Here is a 16,486-nt window from a genome sequence, read left to right as displayed (position 1 = left end):
AAACGGCAATGTATAATGTACAATGTAGAATGTATAATTTTGGAACGAAATGAGGAAAAGATGAGAAAAATTAAAATAGTAAAAAATTATTTGAAACATGCCGAAGGTTCGTGTATGTTTTCTTTAGGCGAAACAAAAGTTTTGTGTGTTGCAACCGTTGAAGAAAAAGTTCCGCCTTTTATAGAAGCGGAAAAAAGAGAACAAGGTTGGGTAACTGCGGAATATTCCATGATGCCTAGATCTTGCAACGACAGAATTTCAAGAAAAAAATTACAGAACGGCAGAGCACAGGAAATTTCAAGGCTTGTAGGAAGATCTTTAAGAGCCTGTGTGGATTTGGAAAAGTTAGGTAAAAGAACAATAACCATAGATTGCGATGTTATAAGAGCAGACGGCGGAACAAGAACAGCATCAATTAACGGCGGTTTTATAGCGCTTGCTCTTGCACTTAAAAAATTACAGAAACAAAAATTGATAGAAACATTGCCTTTAAAAGGTTTTTTAGCGGCAATAAGTGTAGGTTTTGTAGGTAAACAAATGGTGTTGGATTTGTCCGCAAAAGAAGATAATGTTGCCGATATAGATATGAATGTCGTTATGCTTGATAACGGTGATTTGGTTGAAGTTCAGGGAACAGCCGAAGGTCACACATTTTCAAGAAAAGATTTAGATAAAATGTTGGACAGTGCAAAAACGGGAATATTCCAAGTAATAAAAGCACAGAAAAAAGCATTAGGGAAAATTTAGTGCCTAAAACAGCAATATTAATACCTTGTTATAATGAACAATTAACGATAGCAAATGTAATTAACGAATGTAAAAAATATTTGCCGCAAGCGGAAATTTATGTTTGTGACAATAATTCTACCGATGACACCGCAAAAATAGCAAAAGAATCAGGTGCTGTTGTTATGTATGAAACAAGACAAGGTAAAGGTAATGCCGTAAGAAAAATGTTCAGAGAAATAGATGCAGATTGTTATGTTATGATTGACGGTGACGGTGCACATCCTTTAAGTTATGCTGATGATATGTGTAATTTAGTTTTAAAAGAGAACGTTGATATGGTGATAGGGGATAGATCTGTTGCATATTTTAATAAAAACAAGAGACCTTTTCATAATATAGGAAACAAACTTGTAAGGTTTATTATAAACAAAATTTTCAAAAGTAAAGTTAAAGATATAATGTCAGGTTACAGAGTAATGAGTAAGTTTTTTGTTAAAACATTTCCTGTTTTATCGGAAGGTTTTGAAATTGAAACGGAAATGACAATTCATGCACTCGACAGAAGATTTGCAATAAAAGAAGTGCCGATAGATTATAATGATAGACCCGAGGGCAGTTTTTCAAAATTGAATACTTTTTCGGATGGCATTTTAGTATTAAAAACAATATTTTCATTGTTTAAAAATTATAAACCGTTTTATTTCTTTTCAATAATAGCATTTATATTGTTTGCTGTTTCAATGATATTGTTTGTACCAATATTTATAGAGTTCTTACAAACAAGTAAGGTTCCGAGATATCCGACACTTATTGTTTCGGGTGCAATAGCTACAATGTCTTTAATCATGTGGATTTGCGGTATTATATTACAAACAATAGTCAGAAAACATAATGAAATATATGAAGTTATGCTGAACCAAATAAAAACTAAATGAGTATTCTTTCAAAAAAATTAAAATCATTAATTTTTATTTTTTTTATATCAATTCTAATATCTTCTTCGTTGTGTTTTTTTTATCCGGTAAAGAATAGAATCTTTTTTTCCGTAAAATCGTTTCTTTTTAAAACGCCTGATGTCGGATATTATAATTATAAACAAATTGATAATAAACTTGTTGCTACGGCGGATGAACATTTTTTGTATATTGATAATATAAATTCGTTTATAAAAGACATAAGAATAAATTTAAGAAAACCGTTGGATGAAAATATTTCTTTAAAGTTGTTTGTCGGTGATACGGATTTAGGCAGTTCTCTGTTGGTTTACGAAGCTGAAAATAAGCCTTTGTATCGGTATAATATACATATAGACAGAAATATAAAAGAAATTGTTGTTGTTGCAGGAGACAAAAAGGGAGACAGCTTTTATCTTGATAATATTGCTTGTAACAATAATACTTTTTATTTTTCCGGTATAAATTGGCAAGACTGCTTTTTACAATTGAAAAATATAAACTTTTGGATAAGGTTTTTAATTCTTTTAACATTTTTAATATTCTTGTTTTCGCATTTCTTTTTTAATGTAAATGTCTTGTATAATTGGCTATATAAAAAAAGATATTTTATAGGTTTGGGAATAATTTTATTTGCAATCGTTTTTGAGTTAAATAATTCTTCTATAGGTTTATGGAATTTATTAAGTACTGACTTTTCACAAGAACAATCGGATATTATTTTCGGTAAGGCAAGAGATATTAGATCTGATGAGTATGCTGTATATACACCTATGCTGTTTTCTCAAGATTCCGATTACGGATATTTTAATAATTATTTAAGGGGAACAAAAACAGATGTGTTTATGGTTTACGGTCAGCCCGTAAAAAATATTGTTTCCGTGTTTAGACCGTTTTTGTTGGGATTTCTTTTTTTAGGAACGGCAAAAGGTCTTTCTTTTTTCTGGATATTAAGACTTGTTTTACTGTTTTTAATTTCTTTTGAATTTTTAATGTTGATATCGAATAAAAATAAAATAATTTCTTTAGTCGGAACTCTGCTTATAACTTTTGCTCCTGTCGTTCAGTGGTGGTGGACTCCTTCCGGAATAGTAGAAATAATTATTTATGGAGAATTGTTAATACTGTTGCTTAGTAATTATATTGTGCAGAAATCTTTTATAAAAAGAGTGATAATGATTTTTTTTATAATGCTATTTATTGGAAGTTTTTTGTTTGTTTTATATCCGGCATGGCAAGTTCCGATTGGTTATATTCTTGCAGCGATTATTTTGTGGGCTTTTATCGAAAATTATAAGAATTTTAAATTTGATAAAAAAGATATTTTACCTATAAGTGTTTTTTCAATATTGTTTATTATTGCTCTAATATACATATTTAATAAATCAAAAGAAACAATGGATTTGGTTACTAACACTGTATATCCCGGAATAAGGTTTGAAACAGGCGGGGATAAATATACCGAATTTGATGCAGGTTGTAACTCTTTTGTTCATGTTTTTAGATATTGGGGAAATATATTTTTACCGATTTTTAATACCAATCTAAAAACACAGCCATGTAATTTTGCCGTTTTTTTTGATTTGTTTCCAATTGGGTTAATAGTGCCTGCTATTGTATTATTCAAAGATAAAATAAAAGATAAACTTTTAATTATGCTTTTATGTTTATATTTGTTTTTTGCGGTATGGTGTGCAGTAGGTTTTCCTAAATTTTTAGCTCAAATAACAATGATGAAGGTTTCTCCTGCTTATAGAACATTTGTTGTCTTAGGATTTTTAAATGTTTTGATATTTGTTAGAAGTGTTTCGTTAGTTAAATATAAAATGAACAAAATTTATTCATCTGTTGTAAGTTTTATACTTACCGCATTGATTGTTGTATCAAACATACTTATATATGGACAATACTTTGATATATTTAAAATCTTTATAGTATCTATACTAAGTCTAGTTTTGTTTTATTTAATATTGAGAAACAAAATAGACAAACTTTTCGTATTTTTGATAATGTTGATAATGATGGTTTCGGGGTTGTTTGTAAATCCTATACAAAAAGGAATAAATGTAGTGACCGATTTGGAACTTTCAAAAACCGTAAAAAAAATAGATGCACAAGAAAAAGGTTTGTGGGTGTTTGAAGGACACAATTTTATTTTAAATAATTTTTTGACATTCCAAAAAGTAAGAACATTAAATTGTACAAATACATATCCTAATTTTAAAATTTTAAAACAATTGGATGAGGATAATAAATATAGCAACATATATAACAGATATGCAAATATTTTGATGAATTTGGTTCATGAAAATAACATTATGGACAAATTTGTTCTGTTAAATCAAGATGCTTTCCTTATAAATATTACCGTTAATGATATTTTAAAACTGAATATTAATTATATTATGTCGTACAGACCTTTAGACGAATATAACAATGATAAAATAAAATTTGAAAAACTTTATTTTGCTAAAACAAAAAAGTGTGATATTTATATATATAAAGTAAATAGAGTTAATATTACAGGAGAATAAAATGAAAGAAATAATACTTGCCACTGGAAATAAACATAAAGTTGTGGAAATAAAAGATATTTTAAAAGATTTGTCGGTAACAATAAAACCTATGACCGATTTCGAAAAGTATCCCGAAGTTGTTGAAGACGGACAAACTTTGCAGGATAATGCAATAAAAAAAGCAACCGAAGTTGCAAAATATTTTAATTCTTGGACAATAGCCGATGATACCGGCCTTGAAGTAAATTATTTGAACGGTGCACCGGGAGTATATTCTTCAAGATATGCCGGAGAAAATTGTTCTTATGCGGATAACAATAACAAATTATTGAAAGCACTTAACGGTGTTCAAATGGAAAACAGACAAGCACAATTCAGATGTGTTATTGCATTAAGTGATCCGCAGGGTAATGTAAAAATACTCGGAGAAGGTAAAATAAAGGGATACATTGCCGAAAGTTTATCCGGAACTACGGGGTTCGGATATGATCCGTTATTTTATGTTCCTAAATACGAAAAAACTTTTGCGGAACTCGGTGAAGAAATAAAGAATCAAATCAGTCACAGAGCAATGGCTCTTAAAGATTTCAAAAATAAATTTTTATCTTTAAAATAATTATGAAATCCGTAAAAATTACCGTATTAAAACAAACTCAATACAAAGATTTAATACAAAAGTACGAAAATCCTATAGAACATGCATGCACTTTAAGAGTCGGAGACACTTTTGTTTCGGTAAATGCACAAAAACCGGAAAATTTATGTGACAGTGCATGGGAAAGTATGGAAAAATTTGTTAAAGAACTTGCCGAAGGCGGCGGAAACTTTTTTGACGGTTGGATGAAAAATAAATATTCCGCAATGATATCTTGCAACGATGGGTTCCGTCCGGTAACTTTTTATATTGAAACCGTAGAATAATAATTGAAAAAAATGCTCTTAAAAGATATAATAATACCGTTATGAACAGTTTAAGTACAAACTTTTTAGGAATAAAAATGAAAAGCCCGTTGCTCACCGCATCGGGAACTTTCGGTTACGGTAACGAATTAACGGATTTAATCGATATTACAAAAATCGGCGCCATAGTAACAAAAACCATAACTTTGGAAGAAAGGTTGGGAAACCCGCAACCCAGAATTGCTGAAGTTGCAAGCGGTATGCTTAACACTATCGGACTTCAAAATATCGGTGTAAAAAAATTTATAGAAACGAAGTTGGATGCAATATTGAAATTAAAAGTTCCTATAATCGTAAGTGTTGCAGGCGCTTGTGTAAGTGATTATGCAAGAACTGTAATGGAACTTAACAGATATCCTAAAATATCGGCAATAGAATTAAACCTTTCTTGTCCTAACTTAAAAAAAACAATCATATCACAAGATGTTGAACTTTTAAGTAATATAATAAAAAGCGTAAAACATATATCTAAGTTTCCCGTAATCGCAAAATTGTCACCGCAGGTACAAGATATTGCGGCACTTTCACTTACGGCACAAAATTGCGGTGCTGATGCCGTAACATTAACAAATACATTTCCTGCAATGGCTATAGATATAAACACATTTAAACCGAAACTTTCTACGGTTAAAGGCGGAATGTCAGGTCCTTGTGTAAAACCTATGGCTTTAAGGTGTGTTTTTGATGCATTTCAAAAAGTTTCAATACCTATAATAGGTTGCGGCGGAATAACAAACAGTGATGATGTTATAGAATTTATACTTGCCGGTGCAACTTGTGTAAGTATAGGAACACAAGTTTTGGTGGAACCGAAAGTATTTGAACACACATATGACGGTCTTGAAAAATATTTGAAAGATAAAAAAATAAAGAATATTAAAGAGTTGCAAGGTAAGGTCAAACTATGAACAAAACCATATTGGCATTAGATGTTTTTGATTTTAAAAAAGCGGAAAAATTAGTTAAAGATTTAAGTCCTTATATAGATGTTTTTAAAGTCGGTCCCATACTTTTTTTACAGTCCGGTAAAGAAATAATAAAAATGATAAACGATAACGGTAAAAAAGTATTTTTGGATTTGAAGTTTCATGATATTCCGGCAACCGTTCAAAGGGCGGTGCAATCCGCAAGAGATTTGGGAGTTTACAGTTTAACCGTTCATTCCTGCGGCGGAGAGGAAATGTTAAAACTTGCAACATCTGTTGAAAACAGGCCGAAAATTTGGGCTGTAACCGTTTTAACAAGCCAGGTTACAACTCCGGAAGAAGTTGTAAGAAGAGCAAAACTTGCAAAAGATTGCGGGGTTGACGGAGTAATATCTTCACCGCTTGAAATAGAAACAATAAAATCAAATTGTGGTAAAGAGTTTGAAGTCGTTACACCGGGTATAAGACCTGTTAAAGTTCAAGATGACCAAAAAAGAGTAGCAACTCCGGAATCCGCAGTTAAAGCGGGTGCAAATTTTATAGTTGTCGGAAGGCCTATAATTCAGGCGGAAAATCCTGTAGAAGTTGCAAAGAATATTTACGAATCCATTAAGGAGTTATAATAAAATGAACCAAGAAGAAATGAAAGAGTTGTTTAAAAAACACAATGCATTATTAAACGGACACTTTTTGTTGTCCAGCGGATTACATTCCGATACATATTTTCAGTCTGCACTTATATTGCAACATCCTGAAGTTGCACAAGTGTTGGCACAGAACTTAAAAGAAAAAATTGTACAAGCAGTAAAAGATATAGATGTTGTAGTTTCACCTGCAATGGGCGGAGTAATAATCGGTCATGAAATGGGCAGAGCTTTCGGAACAAGAGCAATTTTTACCGAAAGAGTTGACGGTAAAGTTACATTAAGAAGAGGTTTTTCCGTAAGTAAAGGTGAAAAAGTTCTTGTAGTTGAAGATGTTATAACAACAGGCCTTTCAACAAGAGAAGTTATAGAAAGTTTAAAAGAAACCGGAGCCGAAATTGTTGCCGTATGTTCTTTGGTAGATAGAAGTGCAGGCAAAGTGGATTTCGGTGTTCCGAGATTTTCATTGTTGAGTTTGGAAGTTAAAAGTTATAAACCTGAAGAATGTCCGTTATGTAAGGGTGGGTCGAAACCGATTAAGCCCGGCAGCAGAAAGTAACACATTCAAAAATAATTAAAGCTAAACGGATTTATCTTTTAAGCTATAACTTTATATTTGCCTCCTTCGAGTACCACTCGCTCCGCTACATTTCAGTACACTTCAGTCGTCAAATATTTCGTTATAGCTTAAAATCTGTAAATCCTTTGAATGTAAAGAGAAATGTAACCTAAAATCTTAAGGTCTTAAATGATAAACACAAAAAGATCTTTTTCTAAGGAAATTGTAAATAATATCAGAATTTTAGTAGAATTAAAACAATATTTATGAAGTAAAACTAAAAAAGGAGAAGGTAAATGAGAAAAAGTTTGTTGGCAGTTTTGTTGGCAGTAGCAATGGTAGCACCTGTATTTGCGGCAGATGAAGGAGCAATGGAATTGGATGTTAAGGTTGGTTTTAATCTCATGTCTAATGTAGATGTTGATTATAGTTTTGAAACAGTAAGTGAAAGTGTTGACCCTGCATTTACAGCAGGTGTAGATTTCTTTTATTATGTAATGCCTCAGTTGGCAATCGGTGCAGGTGTACAATATGTTTTCAATTCGGAAATATCAAATTGGGAAGGATTAAAAGCAGGTTGGACAAATCTATATGCTCAAGCAAAATATGTGTTTGAAACAGGAAATGATATTTTTAACAATGTTTATCCGTTAGTTCAAATCGGCTATGGTATTTTAAGAATGGATCCTGAAGATTGGAATGATGTGGATTCAAACGGATTATATTGGGGAATAGGTGCAGGAACAACAATAAAAGAAAATTTTGTTTTTGAACTTCTTTACTCAAATAACAATGCAGTAATTGGAGATCCGCATGGACCTGAAACTGCTGATGTAAAATATTCAACATTACAATTGAAAGTTGGATATAAGTTTGTATTTTAGTCATTGCGAGGCACTATAAGTGCCGAAGCAATCCATAAAATAACAAAAAGCAGGAAGAGCTTTTTCTTCCTGCTTTTTACATTAATTATAAATTGCCGTATTGTCGTTTCCATCTATCCATGCATCCATACATCTTTGCCTCAGTCGTTTTTATTTTTAAAATATTCTATAATCTTCGTTATATGGAGCAGAAAATATTATGTTAAAAGAACTTAGTAATAAAATTTTAAATGAAAATTATCATATAACAAAACAGGAAGCAATATCTCTTATAGATACAGATTTAAAAGAGCTTTCTTTGTATGCCGAAAAGATAAAACAAAAATTTTGCGGTAACAAATTCGATATGTGTTCAATAGTCAGCGGTAAAAGCGGTAAGTGCAGCGAAAACTGTAAGTTCTGTGCACAATCTTCACATTATAAAACAAGCATAAAAGAGTATCCTTTACTTGACAGTCCAAATATATTTAAAGAAGCAAAACATAATGCGGATAAAAAAGTTAAAAGGTTTTCCATTGTTACATCCGGTAAAAAACTTTCCGATACGGAAATAGATTCCGTTTGCCAAACTTATAAAGATATAAAAAACAAATGTGATATTTTGTTATGTGCTTCCATGGGACTTTTGTCTTATGAACAGCTTGTAAAATTAAAACAGGCAGGTGTTACAAGATATCATTGCAACCTGGAAACATCAAGAAGATTTTTCCCAAGTATATGTTCTACACACACTTACGATGATAAAATAAATACAATAAACCTTGCAAAGAAAGCCGGACTTGAAATTTGCAGCGGCGGAATTTTCGGGTTGGGAGAAACTTTTGAAGACAGAATAGATATGTTTTTTGATATTTATAATCTGGGTATAAAATCCGTTCCTGTAAATGTTTTAAACCCTATAAAAGGAACACCTTTTGAAAACAATAAAATTTTATCGCAGGAAGAAATTAACAGAACAGTTGCAATAGCAAGATTTATTTTACCCGATGCATTTATTCGTCTTGCCGGCGGAAGACTTTTATTTAAAGATAAAGGTGTATCGATGTTTTCTTCGGGTGCAAATGCCACAATTACCGGTGATATGTTAACAACTTCCGGTACTTCAATAGATGAAGATTTTGATACAATAAAAAAATTAGGATTTGAAAAATGACAAAATCGATTTTTATAGCGGGAACATCAACCGATATCGGTAAAACTTTCGTTACCGCTTTACTTGTAAAATATTTAAGAGATAAAAATATAAATGCCGGATATTTTAAACCTGTTTTAAGCGGTGCTGAAATTGTAGATAATAAGTTAGTTCCGGGTGATGCGAAATATGTTTGTGATATTGCAGGAATAAATGTTCAACCGCAGGATTTGGTTTCTTATACTTTTAAAACGGCTGTATCACCGCACCTTGCAGCACAAATGGAAAATACAATAATTTCGTTGGATAAAATAAAAATGGATTTTAATAATTTAAAACCCGGATATGATTTTTTGGTTGTTGAAGGGTGCGGGGGAATAATTTGCCAAATTTCTACACAAAAAAATAATGAAATTTTTCTTACGGATATAATAAAAAGTTTAAATCTTGATGTTATACTTGTTGCATCATCAGTACTTGGCACAATAAACTCTACAGTATTAACAGTGGAATATGCAAAAAAGTTGAACATAAATATAAAAGGTATAATAATGAACTTTTATGATAAAGAAAATTTTATGCATGCAGATAACAAAAAACAAATAGAATATCTTACCGGTATCCCGGTAATAGCAACCGTAGAAAAAAATGCCAAAGAAATTTTCATAGATAAAAATTTCTTTGATATATGAAATTGTAGTTTTAGTCGGAGAATTCTTTACAATGAACTTTTACGAACAAGAACTTACTAAATTAAAACAAGATGATTGTTTAAGAAAAATATCTGATATTTCTTATAAAAAAGACAAATATATTGTTGTAAACGATAAAAAATATATAAATTTATCTTCTAACGATTATTTAGGACTAAGTACAAATAAAACTATTATTCAAGATTTTGTTGAGGCAAATAAACAAGATAACGAATTTTTATTTTCTTCCGCATCCGCCCGCCTTTTAACGGGGACATCTTCGATATATTCAAAACTCGAAAAAAATTTAGCAAACCTTTTTAATAAAGAGTCTTGCTTACTTTATAACACAGGGTATCAGTGTAATTTAGGAACAATATCTTCTCTTGTTCAAAAAGGTGATGTTGTTTTTTGTGATAAACTTAACCATGCAAGTATTATTGCCGGTATGAAATTGTCGCAAACAGACTTTTACAGATACAAACATTTGGATTATCAACATTTGGAAACACTTTTACGAAAATACAGAACAAAATATAAAAAAGCTCTTATAGTTTCGGAATCTGTTTTTAGTATGGATGGGGATATTGCCGATATTAAAAAACTTGTTGAACTTAAAAATAAATATGATTGTATTTTGATGATAGATGAAGCACATGCTTTTGGTGTGTTCGGCAACAATTTATGCGGAATTTGTGAAACACAAAATTGTTTGCAAAATGTGGATATAATTACAGCAACTTTAGGTAAAGCGTTTGCATCCGTAGGTGCATTTTGTGTAGCAAACAAAACATATATTGATTATTTTATTAATAAATCAGGCTCGTTTATTTTTTCAACGGCACTTGCTCCTGTAAATGTAATGTGGACAAATTGGCTTATAGAGAATAAAATTAATTTAATAAAAGAAAAACAACAAAAATTAAATACTTTATTTAAACAGGTTCATGAATATATAAAAGATAACGGGCAAACTCAAATAATACCTGTAATTATAGGTCAAAACGATAAAACGATAAAAACGGCAACATATTTACAAGAAAAAGGATATTTTGTGTTACCTGTCAGAGTTCCTACTGTTCCGCCAAATACTGCAAGGTTAAGACTTTCATTAACCGCCGATATAACATTTGAAGAAATGAAAACTTTTTTTGAAATAATAAAGGAACAATTGTAACTATGAAATCTTTATGGTTAAACAAGAAAAACAATAAAAACATAATTGTTTTTTTTAACGGGTGGGGAATGAATGAAACAATAGTTTCTCATCTTGATTATAAAAATAATGATGTTTTAATGTTTTGTGATTATAGAAATTTGGATGTTGAAGTTTTTGATTTATCACAATATGAAAACAAATATTTGGTTGCTTGGTCTATGGGTGTATATATAAGCAACTTGTTTTATGATAAGTTAAAAGATTTTAATAAAAAAACAGCACTTAACGGAACATTTTATCCTATAGATAACAATTACGGAATAATACAAAAAATTTACGATTTAACAGTAAACAATTTTAACGAAACATCTTGTAAAAAGTTTGTGCAAAGAATGCTTATAAATAAAGATTTTGTTTTTGACAGGGCAATACAAGAACTTAAAGATGAACTTGTATCAATAAAACAATATGCAAAAATAGAGTTACAAAAGACTTTGCAATACAATAAAGTTATAATTTCTTTACAAGATAAAATTATACCGACTAAAAGCCAAATGAATTTTTGGAAAGATAAATATGTTGATATTGAAAATATAGATTGCGGACATTATCCTTTTGGTATATTTAATAATTGGAACGAGATAATAAAATGACAGATAAAAAGTTAATCACAGACAGATTTTCCAAGAATTTTTCAACTTACGATGATAATGCTTTTGTTCAAAATATTATGGCATCGAATCTTACAAAGTTTGTTCCCGTGAACAATTTTAATTCCGTATTTGAAGTAGGTTGCGGAACCGGAGTACTTACAAAATATATAAAATCTTTTTTCTTGTATAAAAGTTATACGGCAAACGATATAGTTAAAGAAAGTAAAAAGTATGTTCAAAAAATAATAAAAGATGTTAATTTTGTTTGCGGAGATATTGAACAGGTTAAAATAGATAAAAAGTTTGATCTTATAATATCCAACGCTTGCCTTCAATGGTGTAACAATTTAAATGCAACAATTATAAAGTTGGTAAATATGCTTAACAAAAACGGAATTTTGGCAATTTCAATTTTTGGACAACAAAATTTATGCGAAATAAAGAAATTGTTAAATGTTTCGTTAAATTATCCTAAAATTGCAGATATAATAAACAATGTCGATAATTGTAAAACTGTTTATATAGGAGAAGAAATAAAAAGAATTTATTTTGATAGTCCCATAGATATAATAAAACATTTTAAACAAACCGGGGTAAATGCTGTTTCTTCTGTAAAATTTACAAAAACAACATTGAAAGAGTTTGAAATAAAATACAAAAAACTTTTTATTGAAGATGAAAAATGCTACATAACTTACAATCCGATATATGTCGTACTTCAAAAGAACTTTATCTAAAAATCTTATATTGCTAAAATATCAAGTAATATAATTGCAATTTACGGAGACTACAATGTTTAAAGATAAATCGTTAGAGCAAAAAGATTTGAAATATATTTGGCATCCATGCTCACAAATGAAAGATTATGAAACTTTGCTTCCGATGATAATAGATCATGCCAAAGGTTTATATTTGTACGATATATACGGCAAAAAGTATGCCGATGTTATAAGTTCGTGGTGGTGTAACCTTTTAGGACATTGTAATCCTAGAATAAATAAAGCAGTATCAAACCAATTAAAAAAGTTGGAGCATGTTATATTTGCAAATTTCAGTAACAAGTCAGCAATAGATTTATCCGAAAAACTTATATCTGTTGCACCGAAAGGTTTATCAAAAGTTTTTTTTACGGATAACGGTTCATCTGCTGTTGAATCAGCACTTAAAATGAGTTTTCAGTACCATTATCAAACAGGTAACCCGCAAAAGAAAAAATTTATGGCTATATCCGATGCTTATCATGGTGAAACAGTTGGTGCATTGTCTGTAGGAGGGGTGGATTTATATTCAAAAATATTTCAACCGTTGCTTATAGATATTTTAAGAGTGCAAGGCCCGGACTGTTACAGGTGTCCGTTTAACAAAGATAGAAAAAGTTGCAATGCCGAATGTTTTTGTTATGCCGAAAAAGTATTGGAAAAACAGCATAAAAATATTGCCGCATTTATAATAGAACCTATGTTGCAAGGTTCTGCAGGTATGCGAATTTATTCACCGAACTATTTAAAAAAGTTAAGAAAAGTATGTACAAAATATAATATCCATTTAATAGCGGACGAAATTGCTTCCGGTTACGGAAGAACCGGTAAAATGTTTGCATGTAATCATGCAGATATAACACCGGATATTATGTGTGTGGGTAAAGGGTTAACAGGCGGTTATTTACCTATGGCACTGACATTAACCAACAATAAAATTTATAAAGCATTTTATGCCGATTATAATAAAGGAAAAATGTTTATACATTCACACACTTTTTCAGGTAATCCGCTTGCAAGTGCTGCCGCTTTGGAAGTGTTGAATATTTTAAAAGATGAAAAAATAATAGAAAAAGCACAAAAAAAAGCTGTATTTTTTAACAACTTAATAAAAGAAACTTTTTCTCAAAATAAGTTCGTTGGCGATATAAGAAGTATAGGTTTAATAAATGCTATAGAGCTTGTTAAAGATAAAAAAACTAAACAGCCGTTGGATTCCAAAAAAAGAACAGGTTACCAAATATATAAACAAGCGTTGAAACTTGGACTTTTGTTAAGACCGTTGGGTGATATTATGTATTTTAATCCGCCGTTAACGATAACCGAAAAAGAAATGAAACAAGTTGTAAAACTTTGTAAACAAGCTTTTATAAATACCGGAATAAATTAAAAATAAATTGGTTTAATGCTTTATTTAAAAAAAATATATTGGTACAATATGAAAACATTTAATAACAATTTTTGGAGAGAACAATGTTAGAATTAAAAAATATTTCTTTTGATGTTATGGTAAACGGACAGAAAAAAGAAATATTAAAAAATCTTAATATAAAATTTGATAATAACAAGTTTATAGTTATTACCGGTCCTAACGGAAGCGGTAAATCCACACTTGCAAAAATAATTGCGGGTATAGTAATTCCCACACAAGGACAAATCTTGTTTGATGAAACAGACATTACGGATAAAAGTATAACCGACAGAGCAAAATCCGGAATAGGTTATGCTTTTCAACAACCCGTAAAATTTAAAGGATTACAAGTTTACGATTTATTAAAAATCGCATCTAAAGGAACTTTAAGTTTGGAACAGGCATGCAACTATTTAAGTAAAGTTGGTTTGTGTGCAGGCGAATATATAAGAAGAGAAGTTAACGGTTCTTTGTCCGGCGGGGAACTTAAAAGAATCGAAATAGCAACTATTCTTGCAAAACAATCGAAACTGTCCGTTTTTGATGAACCTGAAGCCGGAATAGATTTGTGGAGTTTTCAAAATTTAACAAAGATATTTAATTCTATGAGACAAAATATCAATAACGGAACAATAGTTGTTATTTCTCATCAGGAAAGAATTTTGGAAATTGCGGACGAAATTCTTGTTCTTGCGGACGGTAAGATAACAATGCAGGGTTCAAGAGACGAAATTTTACCGAAAATTTTAGGAACGGAATCAGCAGTTACAACTTGTGCAAAACTAAATTAGGAGCATCAAAGATATGGAAATGAACGAAATACAAAAAAGATTAATAGCCGAAGTTGCCGATTTACATGATGTTCCTATGGGAGCATACAATTTCAGAGCTAACGGCAAACTTGCAGGCAGAAATACTACCGCCAATATAGATATTCAAACAAAAACAGAAGGCAGCGGAATAGATATAAGAATAAAAGATAATACCAGAAACGAAAGTGTTCATATTCCCGTAGTTTTAAGTGACAGCGGGTACAAAGAAGTTGTTTATAACGATTTTTATATAGGTGAAAATTGTGATGTTGTTATAGTTGCCGGTTGCGGTATAGATAATTGCGGTAACCAGGATTCGCAACATGACGGTATTCACAGATTTTATGTAGGCAAAAATTCTAAAGTGAAATATGTTGAAAAACATTTCGGGTCAGGTACCGGAACAGGCAAAAGAATATTAAATCCCGGAACGGAAGTTTATTTGCAGGATAATAGTGTTATGGAAATGGAAATGGTACAAATTAAGGGAGTAGATAACACTAACAGACAAACCGTTGCAAAACTTAATAAAGGAGCAAAACTTATTGTAAGAGAAAGACTTTTAACTCACGGCAATCAACAAGCCGTAAGCGGTTACACCGTTACTTTGGACGGTGAAGGTTCAACTGCGGATATAGTATCAAGGTCGGTGGCAAAAGAAAAATCTTACCAGAAATTTGAAGTTAAACTTACCGGAAACAATCGTTGCAGCGGTCATACAGAATGCGATTCCATAATTATGGATGAAGGTAAAATATTGGCAATTCCGTCACTTGAAGCAAACAATATAGATGCCGCATTAATTCACGAAGCGGCTATCGGTAAAATTGCGGGGGAACAACTTATAAAGTTGATGACACTCGGTTTAACTGAACATGAGGCCGAGGAACATATTATCAACGGATTTTTAAAATAAAATTTAGAAAGTAAAATTTAAAATAGGGGGAAGTAAATGAAGAAAGGATTATTGGCTTTGTTGTTGGCGGTAGCAATGGTAGTACCTGCATTTGCAGCAAAAGGTGACATGGAAATTGTAGGTAAATTAGGTTTAAATTTAAATCCTAATGTATCGGCAAGCGGTGAATACGTAAGGCAAGGAGCTTTTAAACCTTATTATACAAATTCCGATTGTGATTGCGGTGTAAATATGTCTGCTTTAATCGGAGCGGAATTTTTTTATTATTTAAATAAAAATGTTGCTTTGGGGTTTGGTATAAACAATAATTTTAATGCGGATTTAAAAGGTACGAGTTCGAGTTATTATTCTGGTTATAAAATTGATAGTGAAATCGGTTTTACGAATTTTTATTTTGCCGTAAAACCGAAAATAGATTTGAAATCGGAAAAACTTAACAGTGTATACTTTTTAGGACAATTAGGTTATGGACTTTTAAGATTTGATAGTACTTATATAAATTCTGAAAACAACAAACTCAACCTTGCAGAAGTAGATAGTAACGGACTTTATTGGGGAATTGGTGTGGGAGTTGAAATTAAAAACTTTATATTGGAATTATTATATTCGGTTAATTATGGCACAATTAAATTAGATAAAATTATTGCGGGTGATAATATTACAGCAGATTTAACATATAAAACTCTTGCTCTAAATATTGGTTACAAGTTTTCTTTATAATTATTGCGACATTATCTTTTGAATTTATACTTTGTTACAGCACGGCTCATTTACCTTTTAGT

General features: G+C 30.8%; 18 protein-coding genes. All 18 read left to right on the top strand.

Annotated features, from left to right (window positions below):
• The first annotated feature begins 15 nt into the window (after positions 1-15).
• The 18 genes from rph (at position 16) to B2Y85_RS01480 (ending at position 16,424) form a co-directional block, all read left to right on the top strand.
• Positions 16-747 carry a ribonuclease PH gene (gene rph / locus B2Y85_RS01565; protein ID WP_372518717.1) on the top strand — a complete coding sequence of 244 codons (732 nt, stop codon included), beginning with the start codon at positions 16-18 and terminating at the stop codon, positions 745-747.
• A complete protein-coding gene (locus B2Y85_RS01560; RefSeq protein WP_372518716.1) occupies positions 747-1,664 on the top strand; it encodes a glycosyltransferase family 2 protein in 918 nt (305 codons plus the stop codon). The genes rph and B2Y85_RS01560 overlap by 1 nt, the downstream gene beginning before the upstream one ends.
• A 203-nt stretch (positions 1,665-1,867) precedes the next feature.
• Complete coding sequence (locus B2Y85_RS01555) at positions 1,868-4,216, top strand: DUF7657 domain-containing protein (RefSeq protein ID WP_372518715.1); 2,349 nt, start codon at positions 1,868-1,870, stop codon at positions 4,214-4,216.
• Between the two features lies 1 nt (position 4,217).
• Entirely contained in the window at positions 4,218-4,814 is a 597-nt protein-coding gene (locus B2Y85_RS01550) for an XTP/dITP diphosphatase (protein WP_372518714.1), read from the top strand.
• Between the two features lie 2 nt (positions 4,815-4,816).
• A complete protein-coding gene (locus B2Y85_RS01545) occupies positions 4,817-5,119 on the top strand; it encodes a TIGR04076 family protein (RefSeq protein WP_372518713.1) in 303 nt (100 codons plus the stop codon).
• A 41-nt stretch (positions 5,120-5,160) separates the two neighbouring features.
• Positions 5,161-6,066 (top strand): dihydroorotate dehydrogenase, encoded by a 906-nt coding sequence (locus B2Y85_RS01540; RefSeq protein ID WP_372518712.1) that lies wholly within the window; start codon positions 5,161-5,163, stop codon positions 6,064-6,066.
• Positions 6,063-6,707, top strand: a complete 645-nt coding sequence (gene pyrF / locus B2Y85_RS01535; RefSeq protein ID WP_372518711.1) for an orotidine-5'-phosphate decarboxylase — start codon at positions 6,063-6,065, stop codon at positions 6,705-6,707. Before B2Y85_RS01540 ends, pyrF begins: the two co-directional genes overlap by 4 nt.
• A 4-nt stretch (positions 6,708-6,711) precedes the next feature.
• Positions 6,712-7,287, top strand: a complete 576-nt coding sequence (pyrE, locus tag B2Y85_RS01530; protein WP_372518710.1) for an orotate phosphoribosyltransferase — start codon at positions 6,712-6,714, stop codon at positions 7,285-7,287.
• A gap of 296 nt (positions 7,288-7,583) precedes the next feature.
• Positions 7,584-8,171, top strand: coding sequence for an outer membrane beta-barrel protein (locus tag B2Y85_RS01525; RefSeq protein ID WP_372518709.1), 588 nt, complete (start codon positions 7,584-7,586; stop codon positions 8,169-8,171).
• 199 nt (positions 8,172-8,370) lie between these two features.
• Complete coding sequence (gene bioB, locus B2Y85_RS01520; protein ID WP_372518708.1) at positions 8,371-9,324, top strand: biotin synthase BioB; 954 nt, start codon at positions 8,371-8,373, stop codon at positions 9,322-9,324.
• Positions 9,321-9,995 (top strand): dethiobiotin synthase, encoded by a 675-nt coding sequence (gene bioD, locus B2Y85_RS01515; protein WP_372518707.1) that lies wholly within the window; start codon positions 9,321-9,323, stop codon positions 9,993-9,995. The genes bioB and bioD overlap by 4 nt, the downstream gene beginning before the upstream one ends.
• Before the next feature lie 31 nt (positions 9,996-10,026).
• Positions 10,027-11,172, top strand: coding sequence for an aminotransferase class I/II-fold pyridoxal phosphate-dependent enzyme (locus B2Y85_RS01510; protein ID WP_372518706.1), 1,146 nt, complete (start codon positions 10,027-10,029; stop codon positions 11,170-11,172).
• Between the two features lie 2 nt (positions 11,173-11,174).
• Positions 11,175-11,807, top strand: a complete 633-nt coding sequence (locus B2Y85_RS01505) for a pimeloyl-ACP methyl esterase BioG family protein (protein WP_372518705.1) — start codon at positions 11,175-11,177, stop codon at positions 11,805-11,807.
• Complete coding sequence (gene bioC / locus B2Y85_RS01500; protein WP_372518704.1) at positions 11,804-12,544, top strand: malonyl-ACP O-methyltransferase BioC; 741 nt, start codon at positions 11,804-11,806, stop codon at positions 12,542-12,544. Before B2Y85_RS01505 ends, bioC begins: the two co-directional genes overlap by 4 nt.
• Before the next feature lie 55 nt (positions 12,545-12,599).
• Positions 12,600-13,955: an adenosylmethionine--8-amino-7-oxononanoate transaminase gene (gene bioA, locus B2Y85_RS01495; protein ID WP_372518703.1), complete on the top strand. Its 1,356-nt coding sequence runs from the start codon at positions 12,600-12,602 to the stop codon at positions 13,953-13,955.
• Between the two features lie 83 nt (positions 13,956-14,038).
• Positions 14,039-14,767, top strand: a complete 729-nt coding sequence (locus B2Y85_RS01490; RefSeq protein ID WP_372518702.1) for an ABC transporter ATP-binding protein — start codon at positions 14,039-14,041, stop codon at positions 14,765-14,767.
• Between the two features lie 19 nt (positions 14,768-14,786).
• Positions 14,787-15,704 carry a SufB/SufD family protein gene (locus B2Y85_RS01485; RefSeq protein WP_372518783.1) on the top strand — a complete coding sequence of 306 codons (918 nt, stop codon included), beginning with the start codon at positions 14,787-14,789 and terminating at the stop codon, positions 15,702-15,704.
• Positions 15,705-15,740: 36 nt separating this feature from the next.
• On the top strand, positions 15,741-16,424 hold the full coding sequence (locus B2Y85_RS01480) for a hypothetical protein (RefSeq protein ID WP_372518701.1): 684 nt from the start codon (positions 15,741-15,743) through the stop codon (positions 16,422-16,424).
• Positions 16,425-16,486 lie beyond the last annotated feature (62 nt).

The sequence above is a fragment of the Candidatus Ruminimicrobiellum ovillum genome (assembly GCF_002392975.1).
GTDB classification, from domain to species: Bacteria; Elusimicrobiota; Endomicrobiia; order Endomicrobiales; family Endomicrobiaceae; genus Ruminimicrobiellum; species Ruminimicrobiellum ovillum.
The sequence above is the reverse complement of the archived record's forward strand: the minus strand, read 5'-3'. Positions and strand labels throughout refer to the sequence as shown.